Source organism: Natronococcus sp. A-GB7, from assembly GCF_029688865.1.
Classification (GTDB): domain Archaea; phylum Halobacteriota; class Halobacteria; order Halobacteriales; family Natrialbaceae; genus Natronococcus.
The window spans coordinates 87,844-103,681 of record NZ_JARUKV010000011.1; the positions used below are offsets into that span (position 1 = coordinate 87,844).

The window sequence follows — 15,838 nt, forward strand, 5'->3', positions numbered from 1 at the left end:
AGCCTCCACGCCGGACGGAAAAAGCGATTCGGCCGACGGAACTCGGACGAGCCGCCGTCCGCCTCACTCGAGCAGTCCCTCGAGCGAGCCGGCGTGTGCGTCTACGAGTTCGCCGAACGCTTCAGCCTCCCGTCGCTCCTGGCTGTCTCGGTCCTCGTCGTCACGGATCCGTCGCTTCAAAACGGCGAGCGCGTCCGTCTCGTTCGCGGCGAGTTCCTCGGCGACCGTCCGCGGCTCGGCCTCCACTCGAGAGAGCAGCCCCATCCGCAGTGCCTCCTCGGCACCGACGACCCGACCCGTGCAGGCGAACTCGAGGGCGTCACCCTCGCCGACGATCCGCGGGAGCCGGACCGTCCCGCCCCAAGCGCCGAACAGGCCGAAGGTGGCGCCGGGCTCGCCGTAGGTCGAATCGGGCGTCCCGACCCGCACGTCGCAGGCGAGCGCGAGCTCGAGCCCGCCGCCGCGAGCAGGGCCGTCGATTTCGGCGACGACGATCGCGTCGCTGTCTTCGATACTCCGGGCGACCTGCTGGCCCAGCCGGGCGAACGCCTCGGCATCGTCCCGCTCGAGTTCGGCGACGACCGAGAGATCGGCACCGGCACAGAACGCAGGACCGGCGCCACGGAGGGCGACCACGGGTTCGTCGGCATCGACGATCGCACCCTCGAGAGCCTCGAGTCCCGCTTCGGTCAGCGCGTTCCGTCGCTCCGGCCTGTCGATCGTGACGGTCCGGATCGCTCCCTCGCTGTCGACGTCGATCATGAGAGACGTCGACTCGGCGTTTCCAAAGGTCTTTGCCTCCTCCCTCGTAACGGCCCTATGATGGAACAGGCGGACAGCTGTCGGCGTGTGGCCGTCGAGGCCGTCACGGACGTCGAACCACCGGCGCTCTACGAGCTTATCGAATCCACGCTCGAGAGCGCGTCGATGCTTCCCGGCGCGCTCACGCTCGAAAGCGCCGGAGCCGTCGCACCGACCGAAACGACCGTGGACGGGGACGATCCGGACGACGGGATCGTCACCCACGCCGCCGGCGTACAGCTCATTTACGAGGGGCTCCGGCTCACGCGATCGCTGGCCCACGAGGAGCCCTGGGCCGACACCGACGGCGCCACCGACGTCAACGGCGACATGGAGATCCTCGCGGCCGACATCCTCGTCGCCCGCGGCTTCTACCTGCTGGCCCGGACCGACGCCGCGGACAAGGCGGTTCGTACCGTCCAGGCGTTCGGTCGCGAACAGACCCACCGGCTCGACGAGCGCGACGACACCGAGGCTGCGACGGCCCGCGACGCAACCCTCGAGCGGGACGTCCTCGAGCTGGCCGTTCTGGCCGGCGCCGCAGCCGTCGACGAGAGCCCGTCGCCGTCGCTGCTCGAGCGCGCCGACGAGATCGCCGCAGCCGCGGGGACGTCGTTTCCCCCCGCCGAACGGTCGACGGTCGGCTCCGAGAGCCACGTCTCCGAGCACTCTCTCGAGGAGTCGACGACCGACCGGGCGACCTCCGTGACCGACACCTGACCGCGACACGGCCACCCACGCCCGGTGGCGAATCGAAACCCCTAAAGTGGACTCGACGCAACCAACGAGTGCGCCTGGGTAGCTTAGCGGTAAAGCGCGTCCTTGGTAAGGACGAGACCCCGGATTCAAATTCCGGCCTAGGCTCTCGCCGATTCTCGCGTCGTCGTGATGGTCTCGAGCGACAGCGTCGGCGAGCGGCTGCTGTCCGTGACATAGAGTCGTGGGCTCGCGCTCGAGTGGGAGAGCAGTTCGCGGTCGGCTCTCGCAGGACGGGTTTCGAAAGGGATAAATCCGCCACGGGCGAACCACGAATTACGCGCCTGGGTAGCTTAGCGGTAAAGCGCGTCCTTGGTAAGGACGAGAGCCCGGGTTCAAATCCCGGCCTAGGCTCTTCTCACTTCGTTGGTACTCTCGACTCGTAGGTTTCTGCTACGGGCTCGCTGAGTGACAACGCTACAGACTCTGGTTGCGGTGTCGAGTGTGAACTCTACCAGCTAGGCAAAAGAACTGTTCTCGTTGGAAGCGATCTCACGGTTCTCTCGCCTCCGGGAAGCCGGACAACAGCATCGAGTTAAACCTCCCCGATCAGATGGGAGCAAGCACCTCGAGAGCGGAGCCCGTTACCGCTAATCGGAGGCACACAGGATGACCGAATCCGATACCGACGAGCCGAACAGCGACTCGAGCGGGGAGACGAGCGTCGGCGAAACGATCGATCGACAACGTATCGAACGCGAGACGCCGTCCGAACGGTGGACGAAACGGGTGTGGGAAACCGGGTCGTACGCGACTATCGCCCCCAACTACCTCTCGATGGGGAGCCGCCTCGTCGAACACACTGCCGTTTCCGCCGGCGACGACGTCCTCGACGTCGGCTGCGGAACGGGGAACGTCGCCATCACCGCGGCTCGACGCAGCGGGCGCGTAACGGGGCTGGATATCACGCCCGAACTGTTAGAACGCGCTCGAGCGAACGCGGAGACGGCTGCCGTGGAGGGAGTTTCCTGGCGGGAGGGAACCGCGACCGATCTCCCGTTCGCGGAGAACGCGTTCGACGTCACGCTGTCCAATCTCGGCCACATGTACGGCGATCCACCTGACGCCGCAGCCCGGGAACTGCTCCGGGTGACGCGTCCCGGCGGTCGAATCGGGTTCACGTCGTGGACGCCCACCAGCCTGTATCCGTCGATGGCTGGTGTGATCGTGACAGCGCTGTCGCCGGAAGACCTCCCGAACTTTTCGGAACCACCGTTCCTGTGGGGGGATCCTGGGACCGTCCGAGAGCGACTCGGTTCGGCCGTTCGAGAGCTCGAATTCGAAACCGACACCGTACGGTATCCGGCGCTGTCGCCGGAACACTTCTGGCACCGGACGGCCACGAACTCCGGTATGTTCACCGAGGTACTCGATGCGGTGGGTGACGACGAGTTCCCCGGACTTCGGGAGCAGTTGATCGAGACGATCGAACCGTACTTCGACGAGGAGCGCAACGCAGTTGAGCTGGAGTATCGACTCACGACGGCGTCGATTCCGGAATCGGAATGATGCGTTCGGGGTGATCCGTTCCGCTAAACTCGACTTGAACGGACCCCGTGCGTTGGGAGTCAAACCGATCGACGACACGATCGTACTCGTCTCCATGACGGACGATCCGTGTCCCTGCTGCGGCGGTATCGAGAACTCGAGCGTCGAATCCGGACGATCCTCGAACCAATGGATTGCGGGCCCGTCCGTGCTCGAGGCGGAACTCCCCCCGGAGTTACGGTCGGCGCTGGGTCGGTTTCTCGGCGTGGAATCGGTCGAGACGCTGGGCGAGTGGGCGAGCGAGGTTCGAAATCGAACGGGTGGCGGTTCGATTACCGTCGACGACCTCTGTCTGACCGACGAGGAGACCGTCCACCGGGGGACGGTCGGCGACGAGCGGTATCAGTTCGCGTGTTTCTACGACGCGGTGATACTGGCCGCCCTGGCGGATCGGCCGGTCGACATTCGGACGAAAAGTCCGGAGGGGACAGTCATCGAGGCGCGTGCCGTCGGAACGGAGGAGCTGACGGTACGGCCCAGCGAGGCGGTGTTCTCGTTCGGGATCGACGACGCCGTCGCGTCGCCGGCCGACGGCGAGGATCCGTCACTCGAACGCGGCTACGCTGCGATTTGTCCGTACGTCAACGCGTTTCCGACCCGTGCTGTCTACGAGGAGTGGGCGAGCAACGTTACGGCTGCAACCGTCGCGATGCCCCTCGAAGGCGCGACGGATCTGGCTGCCGAACTCGTCCGGTGACGAGACAACCCTGTGAGCGTGGCTCCTACCGGTTCCATCGACCGGGTTCAGACGCTCGATCACTCGAGGAGCTGAGCCAGTGCGTTTCGCTCGGCGCGCTGGAGGTGTTCGGCGACGGTCGATGGATCGAGATCCAGTTCGGCAGCGACGTCCTCGGTCGACACCTCCCGCGGCACTTCGTAGTAGCCCATGTCGAACGCGGTTTGCATCACCTCCTGCTGTCGGTCGGTCAGGGAATCTATCGGTTTGTCTCGACCGTCGTAGGAACCGAGTTTCCGGAGATCGGGCGAGATCCCGACTGCTTCGTATTCGCCGATCGTTTCGGAGATCGTCTCCTGGGAGCCGACGAGCGACATCGTTGCACCCCTGTCATCCAGTTCGGGGTCGCACGTGCCGATCAGGTCCTCGGCCTCTTCGGCGAGACTCCCCGGAAGCTCCGGCGCGGTAAACGCGATCACGTACAGGTACCCGTCGTCGATTTCCGCGACGCGTTCCCACTGATCGACACACTCGAGTGCCGACAGTCGCTCTTCGTCGTACCGCGATTCGACCGTTACCTGGACGATCGCTCCGGTCCCGTGACAGGCCAGTTCCTCGAAGTCTCGGACCCCCGCCTCGCGACCGAGGGCGATGAGTTCCTCGAGCCCCATCGCGCCGAACTCCCCATCGCTGATGGCTATGTTAGCTTCTCGCATGGCCCTAGTCGATAGTCCACCGAGCGCCCAATAAAGCGTTGTGCCCAGTATTCTGGGAGGAGAGATTCGGCTCACGCTGTTCGTCGCTTCGCTATCGGTACGGGCGGCTTCGAACCGAAGCAGGATCGTGATGCAGTGTGAGATTGCGCAACGTACGGACTCACGCTCCGGCTGAACGGGCGTCCAATGGACGAACATAAACCCGCCCAGTATATCCGGAACAATCGACCTCGGACCGTGTCCCGTGTGTTCGATCGAGGATCGACCCCACTGATCCCACAACGGAGGTTCGATACCATGCACGGAGGACCGATAGACCCCGACCGAATCCGAGACACGCGCAGTTCCCATCCGGCACATCCGGAACAGCGAACCCCCGTCGGCGCGGTGATCTTCGTTGGATTACTCGCTGCGGGAGTACTGGCGACATCGTATCCGATTGCGATGGCGGTCGGAATCGGACTCGTCGTCGCTACAGTGTGGAGTGTCCGGTGGATATTCGACCGACTGAGAACGGTCAATGGATCGTTCCCCGAGTGGAACCGACCCGAGACGGTCGGAGAACGATCGGGAGCGCTCGTCTCGAGGTGAGATCACTGATGACTGCAATCCGGACGAGAAATCTCACCAAACGCTTCGACGAGGACGTCATCGCCGTCGATGGGCTCGACTTGCGAGTCGAAGCGGGCGAAGTGTTCGGTTTCCTCGGACCCAACGGGGCCGGGAAATCGACGGTGATCGATATGTTGCTCGACTTCGTTCGGCCGACCGAAGGGGATGTGACCGTTCTCGGAAACGATCCCGCGATCGACGCCGAGCGGATTCGCCGACAGACCGGCGTACTTCCCGAGGGAGCGAGCCTCTACGCGCGCCTGACGGGTCGCGAACACGTGGAGTGGATCGGACGAGCGAACGGCGCTACCGTGGACGCCGACGCGCTGCTCGGCCGCGTCGGTCTCACGCGCGACGAGGCGGATCGAGCGGTCGGTGGCTACTCGAAGGGGATGCGACGGCGGCTCGCGCTCGCCATGGCGCTGATCGGTGACCCCGAGCTGTTGATTCTCGACGAACCGTCGGCGGGACTGGATCCGACCGGAATGCGGGAGTTTCGGGAGATCGTTCGCGCGGAGGCGGACGACGGACGGACGGTGTTCTTTTCGAGCCACATCCTCGGCGAGGTCGAAGCCGTGTGCGATCGGATCGGCATTTTGAACGACGGGCACCTCGTTGCCACCGGAACCCCCGACGAGCTCCGATCGAACCTGGATCTCGGCGGCACGATTAGCGTCGACGTCGCCCGCGTACCCGACGATCTCGCGCTGGACGCCATCGGGGGTGTCGAGGAGGTCACGGTCGACGAGACGACGATCACGGCATCTCTCACGGATTCGACAAGGAAAATCGACGTCGTGTCCGAGCTGGACGAGCGCACCCGGGTTCTGGACATCACGTCGACGGGGACATCGCTCGAGCGGTTGTTCGAGACGTACACGTCGTCCGAACGGGAAGAGCTACCGGCGACCGACGACGAACTCACCGCGGCACGGATCGGGGTGGGACGATGAGCGTTCGAGCGGTCGTCGCCAAGGATTTCCTCGATGCCCGACGAGCGAAGATCGTCTGGCTCGTCGGAATCCACTACACGCTGTTAATCGCGCTGTTTTTCCTGTACGTACGACTCGGCAGTGCCGACGGCCCACCAGACCTCCTCGTGGCGCTGTGGAACATGGTGTTCGTCGGGGCCGTGTTCGTTCCGGCGATCGCCCTCGTCGCCGCCTATCTTTCGATCGCGGGTGAGCGCGAGTCCGGGAGTATCAAGCATCTCCTGTCGACACCGGTGAGTCGGCGTGACGTGGTACTCGGAAAGTACGTTTCGCGGGCGGGAATCGTCGCTGCGTCGCTCGTCCTGGGGTTCGCGGTCGCCGCGGTGCTCGCGGTAGCGTGGTTCGACTCGCTGCACACAGCGGTGTTCGTACAGATTGCCGCTCTCACGACGATGTACGCGCTCGCCTACGTGGCGGTTGCGGTCGGGATTTCCGCGGTGACAGCGTCTCGGTCGCGGGCGATGGCCGGTGCGCTCGGATTCTATCTCATGACGAATCTCGTCACGCTGAACGACGACATCTCGGGGCTGGCCGGTATCGAGTACGTCCTCAACACCGTACTCGGGCTCGGAATCGGCGAGGACCCGATCCAGTTCGTCGGAATGCTCACGAACCCGACGCGTGCGTATCTCGTGGCGACGGTCGGCGTGTTTCCGGACGGACTCCTCGAAACGATGGACCTCCCGGCACCGGATACACTCTCGTGGTACGTCCAACCCGAGATTGCAGTCGTGATATTAGGTCTCTGGCTCCTCCTGCCGGTTCTTGTCGGCGTACGCCAGTTTGAACGGGCAAACATCTCCTGACAACGACGTACTCACTGACCTGCTCTTCGTGGTGGTGAAAGGGTACTATACAGCAGAATTCTGGCCGACCGCTATACAGAGGATGCATTCAGCAACATATCGTTGTCTGTTCCACCAGATTCACGGTGAATGTGACGGATGGTAGATCAGGCGTATTTCTCACCGACTGGTGCATCAACCGTTGGGTCGCTTTCACACCCTGAAGATTGTTCATCGGATAACTCCATGTGACTGGTTCACACAGATAGATAAGGGGTAGCTGATGAATGTCTAAAGCAACACCGGCGGACGAACCAATTGACGAAGAGCAATTAGACGAACTCATCGGCAAGGCCGTCAACGAGCTCGGGGCGGCCTTTTATGCGCCACTGGTCGTCATCGGCGACAGGCTCGGCCTCTACGAGGCGTCAACCGACGGCGGACCACTCTCGCCCGAGGAGTTGGCCGAGCGGACCGACACCGTCGAACCGTACGTTTCCGAGTGGCTCGCTGCGGGAGCAGCCGAAGGGACACTTGAAGGGTTCCGTCAGGAATCTCGTGGACCACGCGTCACGATGACAGATCACCACTGTGAGGATGTCACGTGCGTAGTAGCATATCACACAGACAGAAAAAGCATCCCTACTGTTGACTGGCTGGGAACGATGCAAGACAGCGATCGTTCTTGCGACTATATGGAGATCAACCGACCATGAGTGAACGAACAAATCAATCAATTGACTGGGAGTTCGAACAAGGTTCTCCCGAAGCGTACGAGCAGTACTTCGTCCCGGTGATTTTCACACCGTGGGCAGAGCGACTCATTGACCGAGCCACTATCGAAGAAGGTGACCACGTACTCGATATTGCGTCTGGGACCGGTATCGTCGCGCGGCTCTCGTCGCCTCTCGTCGGCAAGACAGGGTCCGTGGTAGGGGTCGATAATGATGAGGGCATGTTAGCAGTGGCGACGAAGGCCGCAGCGGAAGAGGGACTTACAATCGAGTGGCAGGAGGCGGACGCGACTGATCTTCCGTTCGCCGAGGAGCGATTCGACATCGTCCTCTGCCAACAGGGTCTCCCGTTCTTCGATGATCCCATACCTGCACTTAGGGAGATGCGTCGCGTCGTTGCGTCGGACGGTCATGTATTGCTGAATGTCGGACGACCGCTGAAATATCAGCCCGGTTGGGAAGCTCTGGCTGAAGCGTTATCGCGCCACATCGGTGGCGAGTGGGGGGCAATGATGCACGGACCATTCCCCTTATGGGATGGAGACGACCTACAGCGGATCGCACAAGATGCGGGATTCGATGACGTGTCCGTCACGATCGACATCGGCTCGGTACGCTTTCCTTCGGTCGAGACATTCATTAGCCGACAGGCGGCAACCTCGCCGCTTGCCGAGCCAATCGGGAACGCATCGCAGGCGGTTCGGGACGAACTCATCCAAGACGTCAAGGACGAACTCAAAGGATATACCGACGATGATGGGATCATCTTTCCTTTCGAATCGTACGTTATGGAAGTCTATCGATAGTATCTTCCAGGGTTATAGCGGCTTCACAGCCGTGATGAAAACGTTCTCGTTTACGCTCCAGAACAGAGACGTGAACACTCTGTAGTAACCAATCCTGACACTCGGATTTTGACTGATTCAGTGCAAGAGATGCGCTTTGTATTTAGCACAGTTTCGTCAACGTTATCTCGATCTGAGATGAGCTTCGGTGTTATGTGTGCATACGTAGCTTCCTAGCCGAGTGATCCAGTTTCATATTGTTCTGAACGAAGAGATAAAATTACCAACTACTGTAACAGTCCTCGGGAATCTGGTTAAAATTCGCAACTTCACATCTGAGTTGGAACAGTAGTTATGAGCCGCCGAGAGTACCGGGGATTGTTAGGGCGGATTGCTCCCTGCGTTCAAAGGAGAGACCGATTCGACGTGGTAGGCGACTCGCCATAGCTTGAGGACTGCCCGCGTGACCAGTTTCTCCGGTGATTGGGTAATACAGGAATCCTCGACCTCGCTCGGATTGGGGGACGCATTTGGCGGCGGGTGGTAATGTTCGAGCCCACGGACGGTGAGGTAATCGTTATTGTGTAGGTGTTTGCGCCACCGTAGATTCACACCGCGCGAATCTGTATAATGGAACTTGTAGTCGTCTTGTATCGTCCACTAGACGTCGATGCGCGCCGTGTCGGCTCCGCAAGGAGCATCAGTGTACGTGACTTCAAGCCTCTTCGGATCCAGATAGTCGTCTAACTCCGCGGTGGCTAGCGGCTCATCTGCGTTGAACATCTCTCGAATAGCGAGAAGAGCTGACCGGTCAATCGGACCTCTAAGAGAGTGTCCTTCCTCCGTCGCATCGTGCCTTCTCATCTGTTACTGGGCGAGTGCGCTTCCATTCGGTCGTGACTCCTCGCCAACGAACCGTTCAGCGTCGGCGATCGAGAGCGCAGCGTTGGCGAACGCGAGGTTCCGACGCGTCGTCTGCCACTCTCGGATCGTATCAGGGTTGAGATCGTCGTGGGTTGTGGCCGCCTCGGACAGGGTTTGGTTTGTTCGTTCGACGAGCAACTCCTCTGGTGATTCGACGCCGTATTGGGCCTGGAAGTCGCTAATGCGCTCTTGCATTTCCGAGACGCGGGCGATCAACTTCTCCGTCGAGACGTGCTCTCGGATGTCTGCCGCCTGCTCGACAACGAGTGACTCCGGTGAGCGTCGGTAGGTCGTGCCACCGTTCTCGCCGGTATCGGTCGTGACGAATTTTTCACTGTTTTGTCGATAGCTGTCCGACCGAGTGTCTGCTCTGGAGTTCTCGTCCGGTCCCGTTCTAGGGAACTTGCCACCCCATTAGATATTCGGATCCGATACGGACGGAAACGGCTCGAGCGGGTCCGAGAGGACCGCAGATTGAATCACTCTGTCAGCACTCTCGAGGAACGGTTCACGTTCGGAATCGGGGCCGGACTCAATCGTGCTTATCGCCGTGGTTGCCGTCCCTCGTTTCCTTTGGAACCCTCGTCGAAGAACTCCCCAGCCAGTGGCTCCGTGTTCCGAGCAGCCGACGATCGGATCGTCGACCTACGAGGGGAGGTGGTCGCTCGGTACTGCCCCCCTCCTCACTGTTTGCGGGCGCTGAGCGAGATGCTCTTGACGCCGTACTTCCCACAAGCGTTCGCCGCCTGCTCCGAGATGAACTCGTACTGCGTGTTCTCTCGGAGTTCCAGTAGCTCGAAGCCGGCAGCTTCGATCGTTCCCGTGTAATCGTCGGTCTGTTCGGCGCCGCCGATACACGCCGCCCAGAGATCCGCATCGGTCTTGATGCTCTCGGGTAGCTGCCGTTCGCTGATGATGTCGGACAGGGCCAACCGTCCGTCCGGTTTGAGTACGCGGTTCGCTTCCTCGAAGACCCGATCTTTCTCCGCGGAGAGGTTGATCACGCCGTTCGAGATCACCGCGTCGAACGACCCGTCCTCGAACGGGAGCTCCTCGATGTATCCCTCGCGGAAGGTGACGTTGTGGAAGCCGTTGTCCGCGGCGAGACTGGTCGCCTTCTCGACCTGTTGGGGGGTCATGTCGACGCCCGTGACGGCCCCCGTTTCGGTGACGTTCATCGCGGCGTAGAAAGAGTCCATTCCCGAACCGCTACCGAGATCGAGGACCCTCTCGCGCGGTTCGAGAGCCGCCAGATCGAAGTAGTAGCCGACACCCGCAAACGAGTCGATCGCCTCGTCGGGGACGTAGGTGAGGGTGTCCGGATCGTAGCCGAGGCGCTCGGCGAGGTCCCGTCCCGTCTCGAAGTGGAACTCGGCGTCAGCGGACACCGCAACCTCCTGGTACATCGATTTAACCTCGCGTTCGAGTTTCTTCGTGTCGAGTGAGTTGCTCATCGTTGCTCACCGTCGGTCGTCGCCCGTCGCCTCCGCGGGTGTGTTGATGATCGTCTCGAGGGCTATGCTGTACGTGATTTGCTGGTCGTCGGTCATGGTGTTGGTCTCCCGGCCAGAGACAGTACGAAGCCGAGGACGGTGTAGCTATTTTGTGACAGTTCTGCAGTCCCTACCGTTTGTTCACCCACTGCAATCGATGCACCGACTGCAATCCGATCGAGGCTCCCACTGACCGGGTCTCGGTCCACGCTCGACGGCAAGCGCAGAATACGTATCGCGCCGAAGAGAATCAGTCGACGAGCTGGCGAGGCTCGATCGGCCGGGCGTCGGAGCGATAGCGTTCGTACACCGACTGCGCCCAGCTGCGGACTGCCGGAACGTCGGTATCGATCACCGCCTGAGCCATCCCGCTATCCTGCTCGTAACAACTGATGACGACGCGATCGTCGAGCAGACCGGTTCCGTACGGCGGTAGTTCGTCGTGCTGTAGTACCGTGAAGTTGGTTCGTTGCATCAGTTCGGAGCTGCGCTCCGGGTACGTCGTAAGGAAGTACAGATGACAGTTCGGGCGATCGATCAGCGTTACGTCCACACCGCTATCGACCCGTTCGGAGAGGAGGTCGAGGCAGGGGTCCATCAGCGCGACCTCGGGGCGAACGAAACGCAGCGTGGTCGTCCTCTCGAGGAGCGACTCGAAGCGATTTACCGGACGGTACGGGAGTTCGGGGTCGGCAACCGTTACGGTCAGTTCTGACCACGTCTCGGTCGGGAGTTCGCCGACTACGTCCGGAAGCCAGTGCCAGACGTCGCGCAACTCCCGTTCGGTTTCGACTCGGTCGATCGCGTCTTCCATTACGGATGCGATCGCCTCTCCCGGCGGGGTTGCCACGTACTGGTGGCCGTCTTTGCGGATCCAGCGCCGAGCTTCGAACTCGTTCAACGTTCGCCGCATCGTAGAGGAGGAAACGCCGGCCTCCTCGCAGAGTTCGGAGCGAGTTCGGGGGCGGTCCGTCAGCGCAACGAGTGCCGGAGTGCGGTGTTCCGACCGCGCGAGATACGCGATGTCGTCGATCGGCGAGTCCGTCGTCCGATCCTCCCTAATATCTGGACCCATGGTACTAGTACGCAAGGTGCCACAAAAACGGTTGGGACTGCCCGTCCGGCGTGGATAGTTCGGGATGGAACGACTTGGCTCGACGAGCTCGTCGTCGCTCTCGTTCACCCGGCTGCCAGCGGTGTCGAACAGTTCGTACGACGAGTGTTGGGGACGCCACGTGTCACGGGGTCCGGCGTGCGATCGCAGCTGGTACCGTACGTCGAGGCAGACCCACGCGAGGCTATTCGCCAGCCCGGGGCCGTCGGTCACTCGTCGCCGAACACGCAGCGGGCGGCGCGGTGGTCGCGGGCCCTCTCTTCGCTGATCCGTTGTTCTTCCTCCCAGCGTTCGGGAACCGACGGCTCCCTATATCCGCTGTCCAGTCGAAGCATGTCGTATGAGGATTCTCGTTCCACTCGACGACTCCGATCCGGCACGGGCAGCACTCGAGCACACCTTCGAGACGTTTCCGGAGGCCGACGTCACGGCATTGCACGTGGTCAACCCGTCCGTCTCCGCGTACCGAAGCGATGCTCCCTACAACTTTCCGCGGGCCGTCGAACTCGAGGAGGAGAAAGCCGAGGCGCTGTTCGAGATGGCTCAAGAACTCGCCGACGAACGGGGCCGGTCGGTCGAGACCGAAACCGTCGTCGGATCGCCGCCTCGAGGGATCGTCGAGTTCGCCGAGGAGAACGACGTCGATGGGATCGTACTCGGTAGCCACGGCCGATCGGGCGTCTCGCGTGTCCTGCTCGGAAGCGTTGCCGAACAGGTCGTGAGACGCGCACAGGTTCCGGTGACGGTCGTCCGGTAGTCACGCGGCCGAACGATCCGCTCTCTCGAGAAGGCGTCGACCATCGGTATGAACGACGCGCCGATCGTCGTTCGTATCGGTATCGGCGGTTCCCGAGAATCGAGAATCGGAAAGCAGTTCACTACCGACGGTCCCCTCATCCTCGACCGATGGAGACGAACGAACTCCTCGACGGCGAGGCACTCACCGGAAAGCACGCGGCGATCGTCTTCGGGCTGTGGATCGGACTCGTGATCGTCGGCGCCTTCGTCCTGACGTTCGCCGTGTAGCGAACCGTTGCTCTCGGAAACGACGGGGCGACTCTTTTTTCGATAGTGTGACCGAACAGCGGAGAGAAGCGTCAGGTCCTGGCACTGGAGAGAATCGGATGCGGGACCGTTTCGGCAAGTCCTCCGCGAGGACCGGTCGAGCCAAAAGGCAGGAACTACTGAGACGATCCCGAGACGGGTCGATTTCAGTCGTCGCCGGCCAGCCGTCTGAAGACGACGTAGAGCACGGCGAACATCACGAGAAACGTGAGCAATCCCTGCGCAGCCTTCGCGAACGCGCTCTTGCTGTCGGCCTCGGTCTCGGCTTCGATCCCCGCTTCGGCCTCGCTGCCCTCGTCAACTGTACGCTCGTCCTCACCGCCCTCATCGACCGCGAACTCGTTCTCGCTGCCCTCGGTCGCTCCGTCTGTCGTCGCCGACGACTCGTCGATCGAGCCCTCGACGGCCTCGAGGATCGGCTCCTGCAGCGGCGTCTCCATCGCGGCGCGGACCGCTTCACGGGCGAGTAGCTGAACCAGTTCGTGCTCCAGATCGAGTTCCTCCATCGTGGGTCTCATCGTGACGAAGGCTTGAACGTACAGTCGGATAACTGTTACAACTTCGATAGAAGGGTTACGCCTGCTCGAGGGCGTAAGCCGCGTTCAGCGCCGTGGCGTCGTCGAACCGAGAGGAGACGAGCATCAGGCCGACCGGAAGCCCGTCGACCTCGCCGGCGGGGACGCTGACACCGGGGTGGCCGGTGCGGTTGAACGGCGTCGCGTTGTGGACGATGTCGTCCTCCCGCAGGCGCTGGTGCTGGTCTCGCTCGGGTTGGTGTTCGGGGGGTTTCGTTACCGCCGTCGGCATCGCCAGGAGGTCGTACTCCTCGAGGGCCGCGTCGTACCGTTCGGTGAGGTCGACGACGAGGTTCATCGCGCGGGCGTAGTACCGTGAGTGGTACTCGGTGTTGGTGTACGATCCCATCAGCAACAGCAGCTTGAGCCGTGGCGGGAAGTCGTCGCTCTGGGCTCGACGATACTTGCCGAAGGATTCGATCCAGGAACGGTTGTACCACGCCTTCCAGCCGTGGCCCAGTCCCTCCCCGGAGATGGCGTCGAGCAGCCCCTCCGAAGTACAGACGTCGTGGATGTCTTTGGCGTCGAGATGCATCGGTATCGAGACCTCCTCGACGGTCGCGCCCTCCGCCTCGAGCTGGTCGATCGCGTCCCTCGTGGCGTCGAGGATCTTCTCGTTGGCCCCCTCGCGATCGAACCCCTCCTCGAGCACGCCGATCGAGAGGTCGGAGACGTCGCCGTCCAGTTTCTCCGCGTACTGCTCGACGGGGACGGTGCTGTGGTTCCGGAGATCGCGTTCGTTGCTCCCCGCGATCGTCGTGAGGGTTCGCGCGACGCTCTCGACGTCGGGACCCATCGGTCCCGGATGGTCGATCGCGTGCTCGATCCCGATACAGCCGGTGTAGGGGACGAGCCCGTACGTGGGCTTGTGGCCGACGATACCACAGAAGGCCGCGGGGACACGAACGCTGCCGCCCTGATCGGAGCCGATCGCGACGTCGACCTGGTTTCTCGCGACGGCGACCGCGCTGCCGCCGCTCGAGCCCCCCGCGAGGTAGTCGTCGTCGTGAGGGTTCAGAACGGGACCAAAGGCGCTGTGACCCGTCGAGGTCATCGCCATATCGTCCATGTTCGTCTTCCCGACGATATCAGCGCCCGCCTCGAGCAGGCGCGTCGTAACGGTCGCGTCCCGGTTGGGAACGTACCCCTCGACGACAGAGGAGCCACAGGTCATCTCGACGCCCGCGACGGAGACGTTGTCCTTGATACCGATCTCCCAGCCCTCGAGGTCGCCGCCGTCGTCGCCGCCGACGAAACACTGGGTCACCCAGGCGTTGTGCGGGTCCTCCTCGCTGGTTACGCGTCGGCCCGCATTGCGCGTTCGGTTCTCGTCGCCGCCCAGCCGCGGCTTCGGATCGTACGACATCACCGTCTCGTAGGATCCCATCTTCCGCTCGGCCATCTCGACGAAGAACTCGAGTTCCTCGTCGGTGAGATCGAGAAACAGGTCCTCCCCTAGCTCCGCAAAATCGTCTTCCGTCGGTACCCGCAGTGGCATACTCGAACAGTAGGCCGTCTGGAAGAAGTGAGCGGAGGTGGCACGCGCAAGCAGCGGGGTCCCTACCGACGGGGAGCGCGGCTGACATCCGAAACGGTTCGTTCGTCGATCGATCGGTTCCGGTGACCGTTCGGACCTAGGTTCGTTTCAGGCGGATCTCTCGATCGGTGATCGCCTTCACGTTGTTGTCGTCGATCGGATACGTGTCCTCGTCTGCGTCACCCCAGCCCAGCTGGGACTTGAGCGTGTCCGTCATGCCTGGATCCGGGTTCACGTAAGCGGTTCCCACATCGACCTCGCTGACGATTCCGATCTGGTCGCCGTTGGCGTTGACGACGTCCTTACCTTCGTCCTCCGCGGTGAACGTTGCACACATACGTCACGTACGATGGCGTCTGCGCTGGTATAGCCACCGCAGGAGACTGCAGGGAAGCGATGAACGTCTCCCCGGCTAACGGTTTCGCAGAAGAGGACCGAACGCTTTCGTCGCTCGAGGCCGCATCGACACCGATGACACGACTTGTCGAACTCGAGGCGAACGGGCCCCGAAAGCTCGATCCATCCGACATCGACGACGAGAAGGGCGACGTCGCGGTCTGTCAGTGCGGGCTCTCGGCGGAGTTTCCGTTCTGCGACGGCAGCCACCGACAGACGGCCGACGAGGAGGAGGGAGCGACGTACGTCTACGACGACGACGGCGAACGGTCGACCGTCGATCGGGTCGTGACTCGCGAGGGCGGAACCGGGAACGGCGAGGAGTGAGT

General features: G+C 62.3%; 18 protein-coding genes and 2 tRNA genes. 11 read left to right on the forward strand and 9 right to left on the reverse strand.

Features of this window, described 5'->3' with window-relative positions; all coding sequences use genetic code 11:
- Positions 1-63 precede the first annotated feature (63 nt).
- Positions 64-762: an enoyl-CoA hydratase/isomerase family protein gene (locus QA609_RS11795; RefSeq protein WP_278302808.1), complete on the reverse strand. Its 699-nt coding sequence runs from the start codon at positions 760-762 to the stop codon at positions 64-66.
- A 60-nt stretch (positions 763-822) separates the two neighbouring features.
- Here QA609_RS11795 and QA609_RS11800 point away from each other — a divergent pair, with 60 nt between their 5' ends.
- The 5 genes from QA609_RS11800 to merB all read left to right on the forward strand — a co-directional run bounded on the left by QA609_RS11800 (position 823) and on the right by merB (position 3,802).
- Positions 823-1,521 carry a hypothetical protein gene (locus QA609_RS11800; RefSeq protein ID WP_278302809.1) on the forward strand — a complete coding sequence of 233 codons (699 nt, stop codon included), beginning with the start codon at positions 823-825 and terminating at the stop codon, positions 1,519-1,521.
- 72 nt (positions 1,522-1,593) lie between these two features.
- Positions 1,594-1,665 (forward strand) — tRNA-Thr (locus QA609_RS11805).
- 174 nt (positions 1,666-1,839) lie between these two features.
- A tRNA-Thr gene (locus tag QA609_RS11810) sits at positions 1,840-1,911 on the forward strand.
- A gap of 255 nt (positions 1,912-2,166) precedes the next feature.
- Positions 2,167-3,066: a class I SAM-dependent methyltransferase gene (locus QA609_RS11815; RefSeq protein ID WP_278302810.1), complete on the forward strand. Its 900-nt coding sequence runs from the start codon at positions 2,167-2,169 to the stop codon at positions 3,064-3,066.
- Positions 3,067-3,160: 94 nt separating this feature from the next.
- Positions 3,161-3,802, forward strand: a complete 642-nt coding sequence (gene merB / locus QA609_RS11820) for an organomercurial lyase (RefSeq protein WP_278302811.1) — start codon at positions 3,161-3,163, stop codon at positions 3,800-3,802.
- A gap of 59 nt (positions 3,803-3,861) precedes the next feature.
- Here the strand turns inward: merB and QA609_RS11825 are convergent, their stop codons facing one another.
- Positions 3,862-4,497, reverse strand: coding sequence for a helix-turn-helix domain-containing protein (locus tag QA609_RS11825; RefSeq protein WP_278302812.1), 636 nt, complete (start codon positions 4,495-4,497; stop codon positions 3,862-3,864).
- A 599-nt stretch (positions 4,498-5,096) separates the two neighbouring features.
- On the opposite strand from QA609_RS11825, the gene QA609_RS11830 reads away from it, so the two are divergent.
- From QA609_RS11830 to QA609_RS11845, 4 genes are all read left to right on the forward strand, one after another.
- On the forward strand, positions 5,097-6,062 hold the full coding sequence (locus QA609_RS11830; RefSeq protein ID WP_278302813.1) for an ABC transporter ATP-binding protein: 966 nt from the start codon (positions 5,097-5,099) through the stop codon (positions 6,060-6,062).
- A complete protein-coding gene (locus QA609_RS11835; RefSeq protein WP_278302814.1) occupies positions 6,059-6,907 on the forward strand; it encodes an ABC transporter permease subunit in 849 nt (282 codons plus the stop codon). The genes QA609_RS11830 and QA609_RS11835 overlap by 4 nt, the downstream gene beginning before the upstream one ends.
- A gap of 266 nt (positions 6,908-7,173) precedes the next feature.
- Positions 7,174-7,602, forward strand: a complete 429-nt coding sequence (locus QA609_RS11840; protein ID WP_278302815.1) for a hypothetical protein — start codon at positions 7,174-7,176, stop codon at positions 7,600-7,602.
- A complete protein-coding gene (locus tag QA609_RS11845) occupies positions 7,599-8,426 on the forward strand; it encodes a methyltransferase domain-containing protein (RefSeq protein WP_278302817.1) in 828 nt (275 codons plus the stop codon). The genes QA609_RS11840 and QA609_RS11845 overlap by 4 nt, the downstream gene beginning before the upstream one ends.
- Before the next feature lie 846 nt (positions 8,427-9,272).
- Here QA609_RS11845 and QA609_RS11850 read toward each other — a convergent pair.
- The 4 genes from QA609_RS11850 to QA609_RS11865 all read right to left on the reverse strand — a co-directional run bounded on the left by QA609_RS11850 (position 9,273) and on the right by QA609_RS11865 (position 12,271).
- Positions 9,273-9,524, reverse strand: a complete 252-nt coding sequence (locus QA609_RS11850; protein ID WP_278302818.1) for a hypothetical protein — start codon at positions 9,522-9,524, stop codon at positions 9,273-9,275.
- Between the two features lie 488 nt (positions 9,525-10,012).
- Complete coding sequence (locus QA609_RS11855; RefSeq protein ID WP_278302819.1) at positions 10,013-10,783, reverse strand: methyltransferase domain-containing protein; 771 nt, start codon at positions 10,781-10,783, stop codon at positions 10,013-10,015.
- Positions 10,784-11,072: 289 nt separating this feature from the next.
- On the reverse strand, positions 11,073-11,897 hold the full coding sequence (locus tag QA609_RS11860) for a MarR family transcriptional regulator (RefSeq protein WP_278302820.1): 825 nt from the start codon (positions 11,895-11,897) through the stop codon (positions 11,073-11,075).
- Between the two features lie 248 nt (positions 11,898-12,145).
- Complete coding sequence (locus tag QA609_RS11865) at positions 12,146-12,271, reverse strand: hypothetical protein (protein ID WP_278302821.1); 126 nt, start codon at positions 12,269-12,271, stop codon at positions 12,146-12,148.
- A gap of 5 nt (positions 12,272-12,276) precedes the next feature.
- Between QA609_RS11865 and QA609_RS11870 the strand changes: the two genes are divergently transcribed.
- Positions 12,277-12,693: a universal stress protein gene (locus QA609_RS11870; RefSeq protein ID WP_278302822.1), complete on the forward strand. Its 417-nt coding sequence runs from the start codon at positions 12,277-12,279 to the stop codon at positions 12,691-12,693.
- 454 nt (positions 12,694-13,147) lie between these two features.
- Here the strand turns inward: QA609_RS11870 and QA609_RS11875 are convergent, their stop codons facing one another.
- From QA609_RS11875 to QA609_RS11885, 3 genes are all read right to left on the reverse strand, one after another.
- Positions 13,148-13,519 (reverse strand): hypothetical protein, encoded by a 372-nt coding sequence (locus tag QA609_RS11875; RefSeq protein WP_278302823.1) that lies wholly within the window; start codon positions 13,517-13,519, stop codon positions 13,148-13,150.
- Positions 13,520-13,574: 55 nt separating this feature from the next.
- On the reverse strand, positions 13,575-15,074 hold the full coding sequence (locus QA609_RS11880; protein ID WP_278302824.1) for an amidase: 1,500 nt from the start codon (positions 15,072-15,074) through the stop codon (positions 13,575-13,577).
- Positions 15,075-15,210: 136 nt separating this feature from the next.
- Positions 15,211-15,450, reverse strand: a complete 240-nt coding sequence (locus QA609_RS11885; RefSeq protein ID WP_278302825.1) for a PRC-barrel domain-containing protein — start codon at positions 15,448-15,450, stop codon at positions 15,211-15,213.
- Between the two features lie 134 nt (positions 15,451-15,584).
- Between QA609_RS11885 and QA609_RS11890 the strand changes: the two genes are divergently transcribed.
- Complete coding sequence (locus QA609_RS11890; protein WP_278302826.1) at positions 15,585-15,836, forward strand: CDGSH iron-sulfur domain-containing protein; 252 nt, start codon at positions 15,585-15,587, stop codon at positions 15,834-15,836.
- The last annotated feature ends 2 nt before the right edge of the window (positions 15,837-15,838 follow it).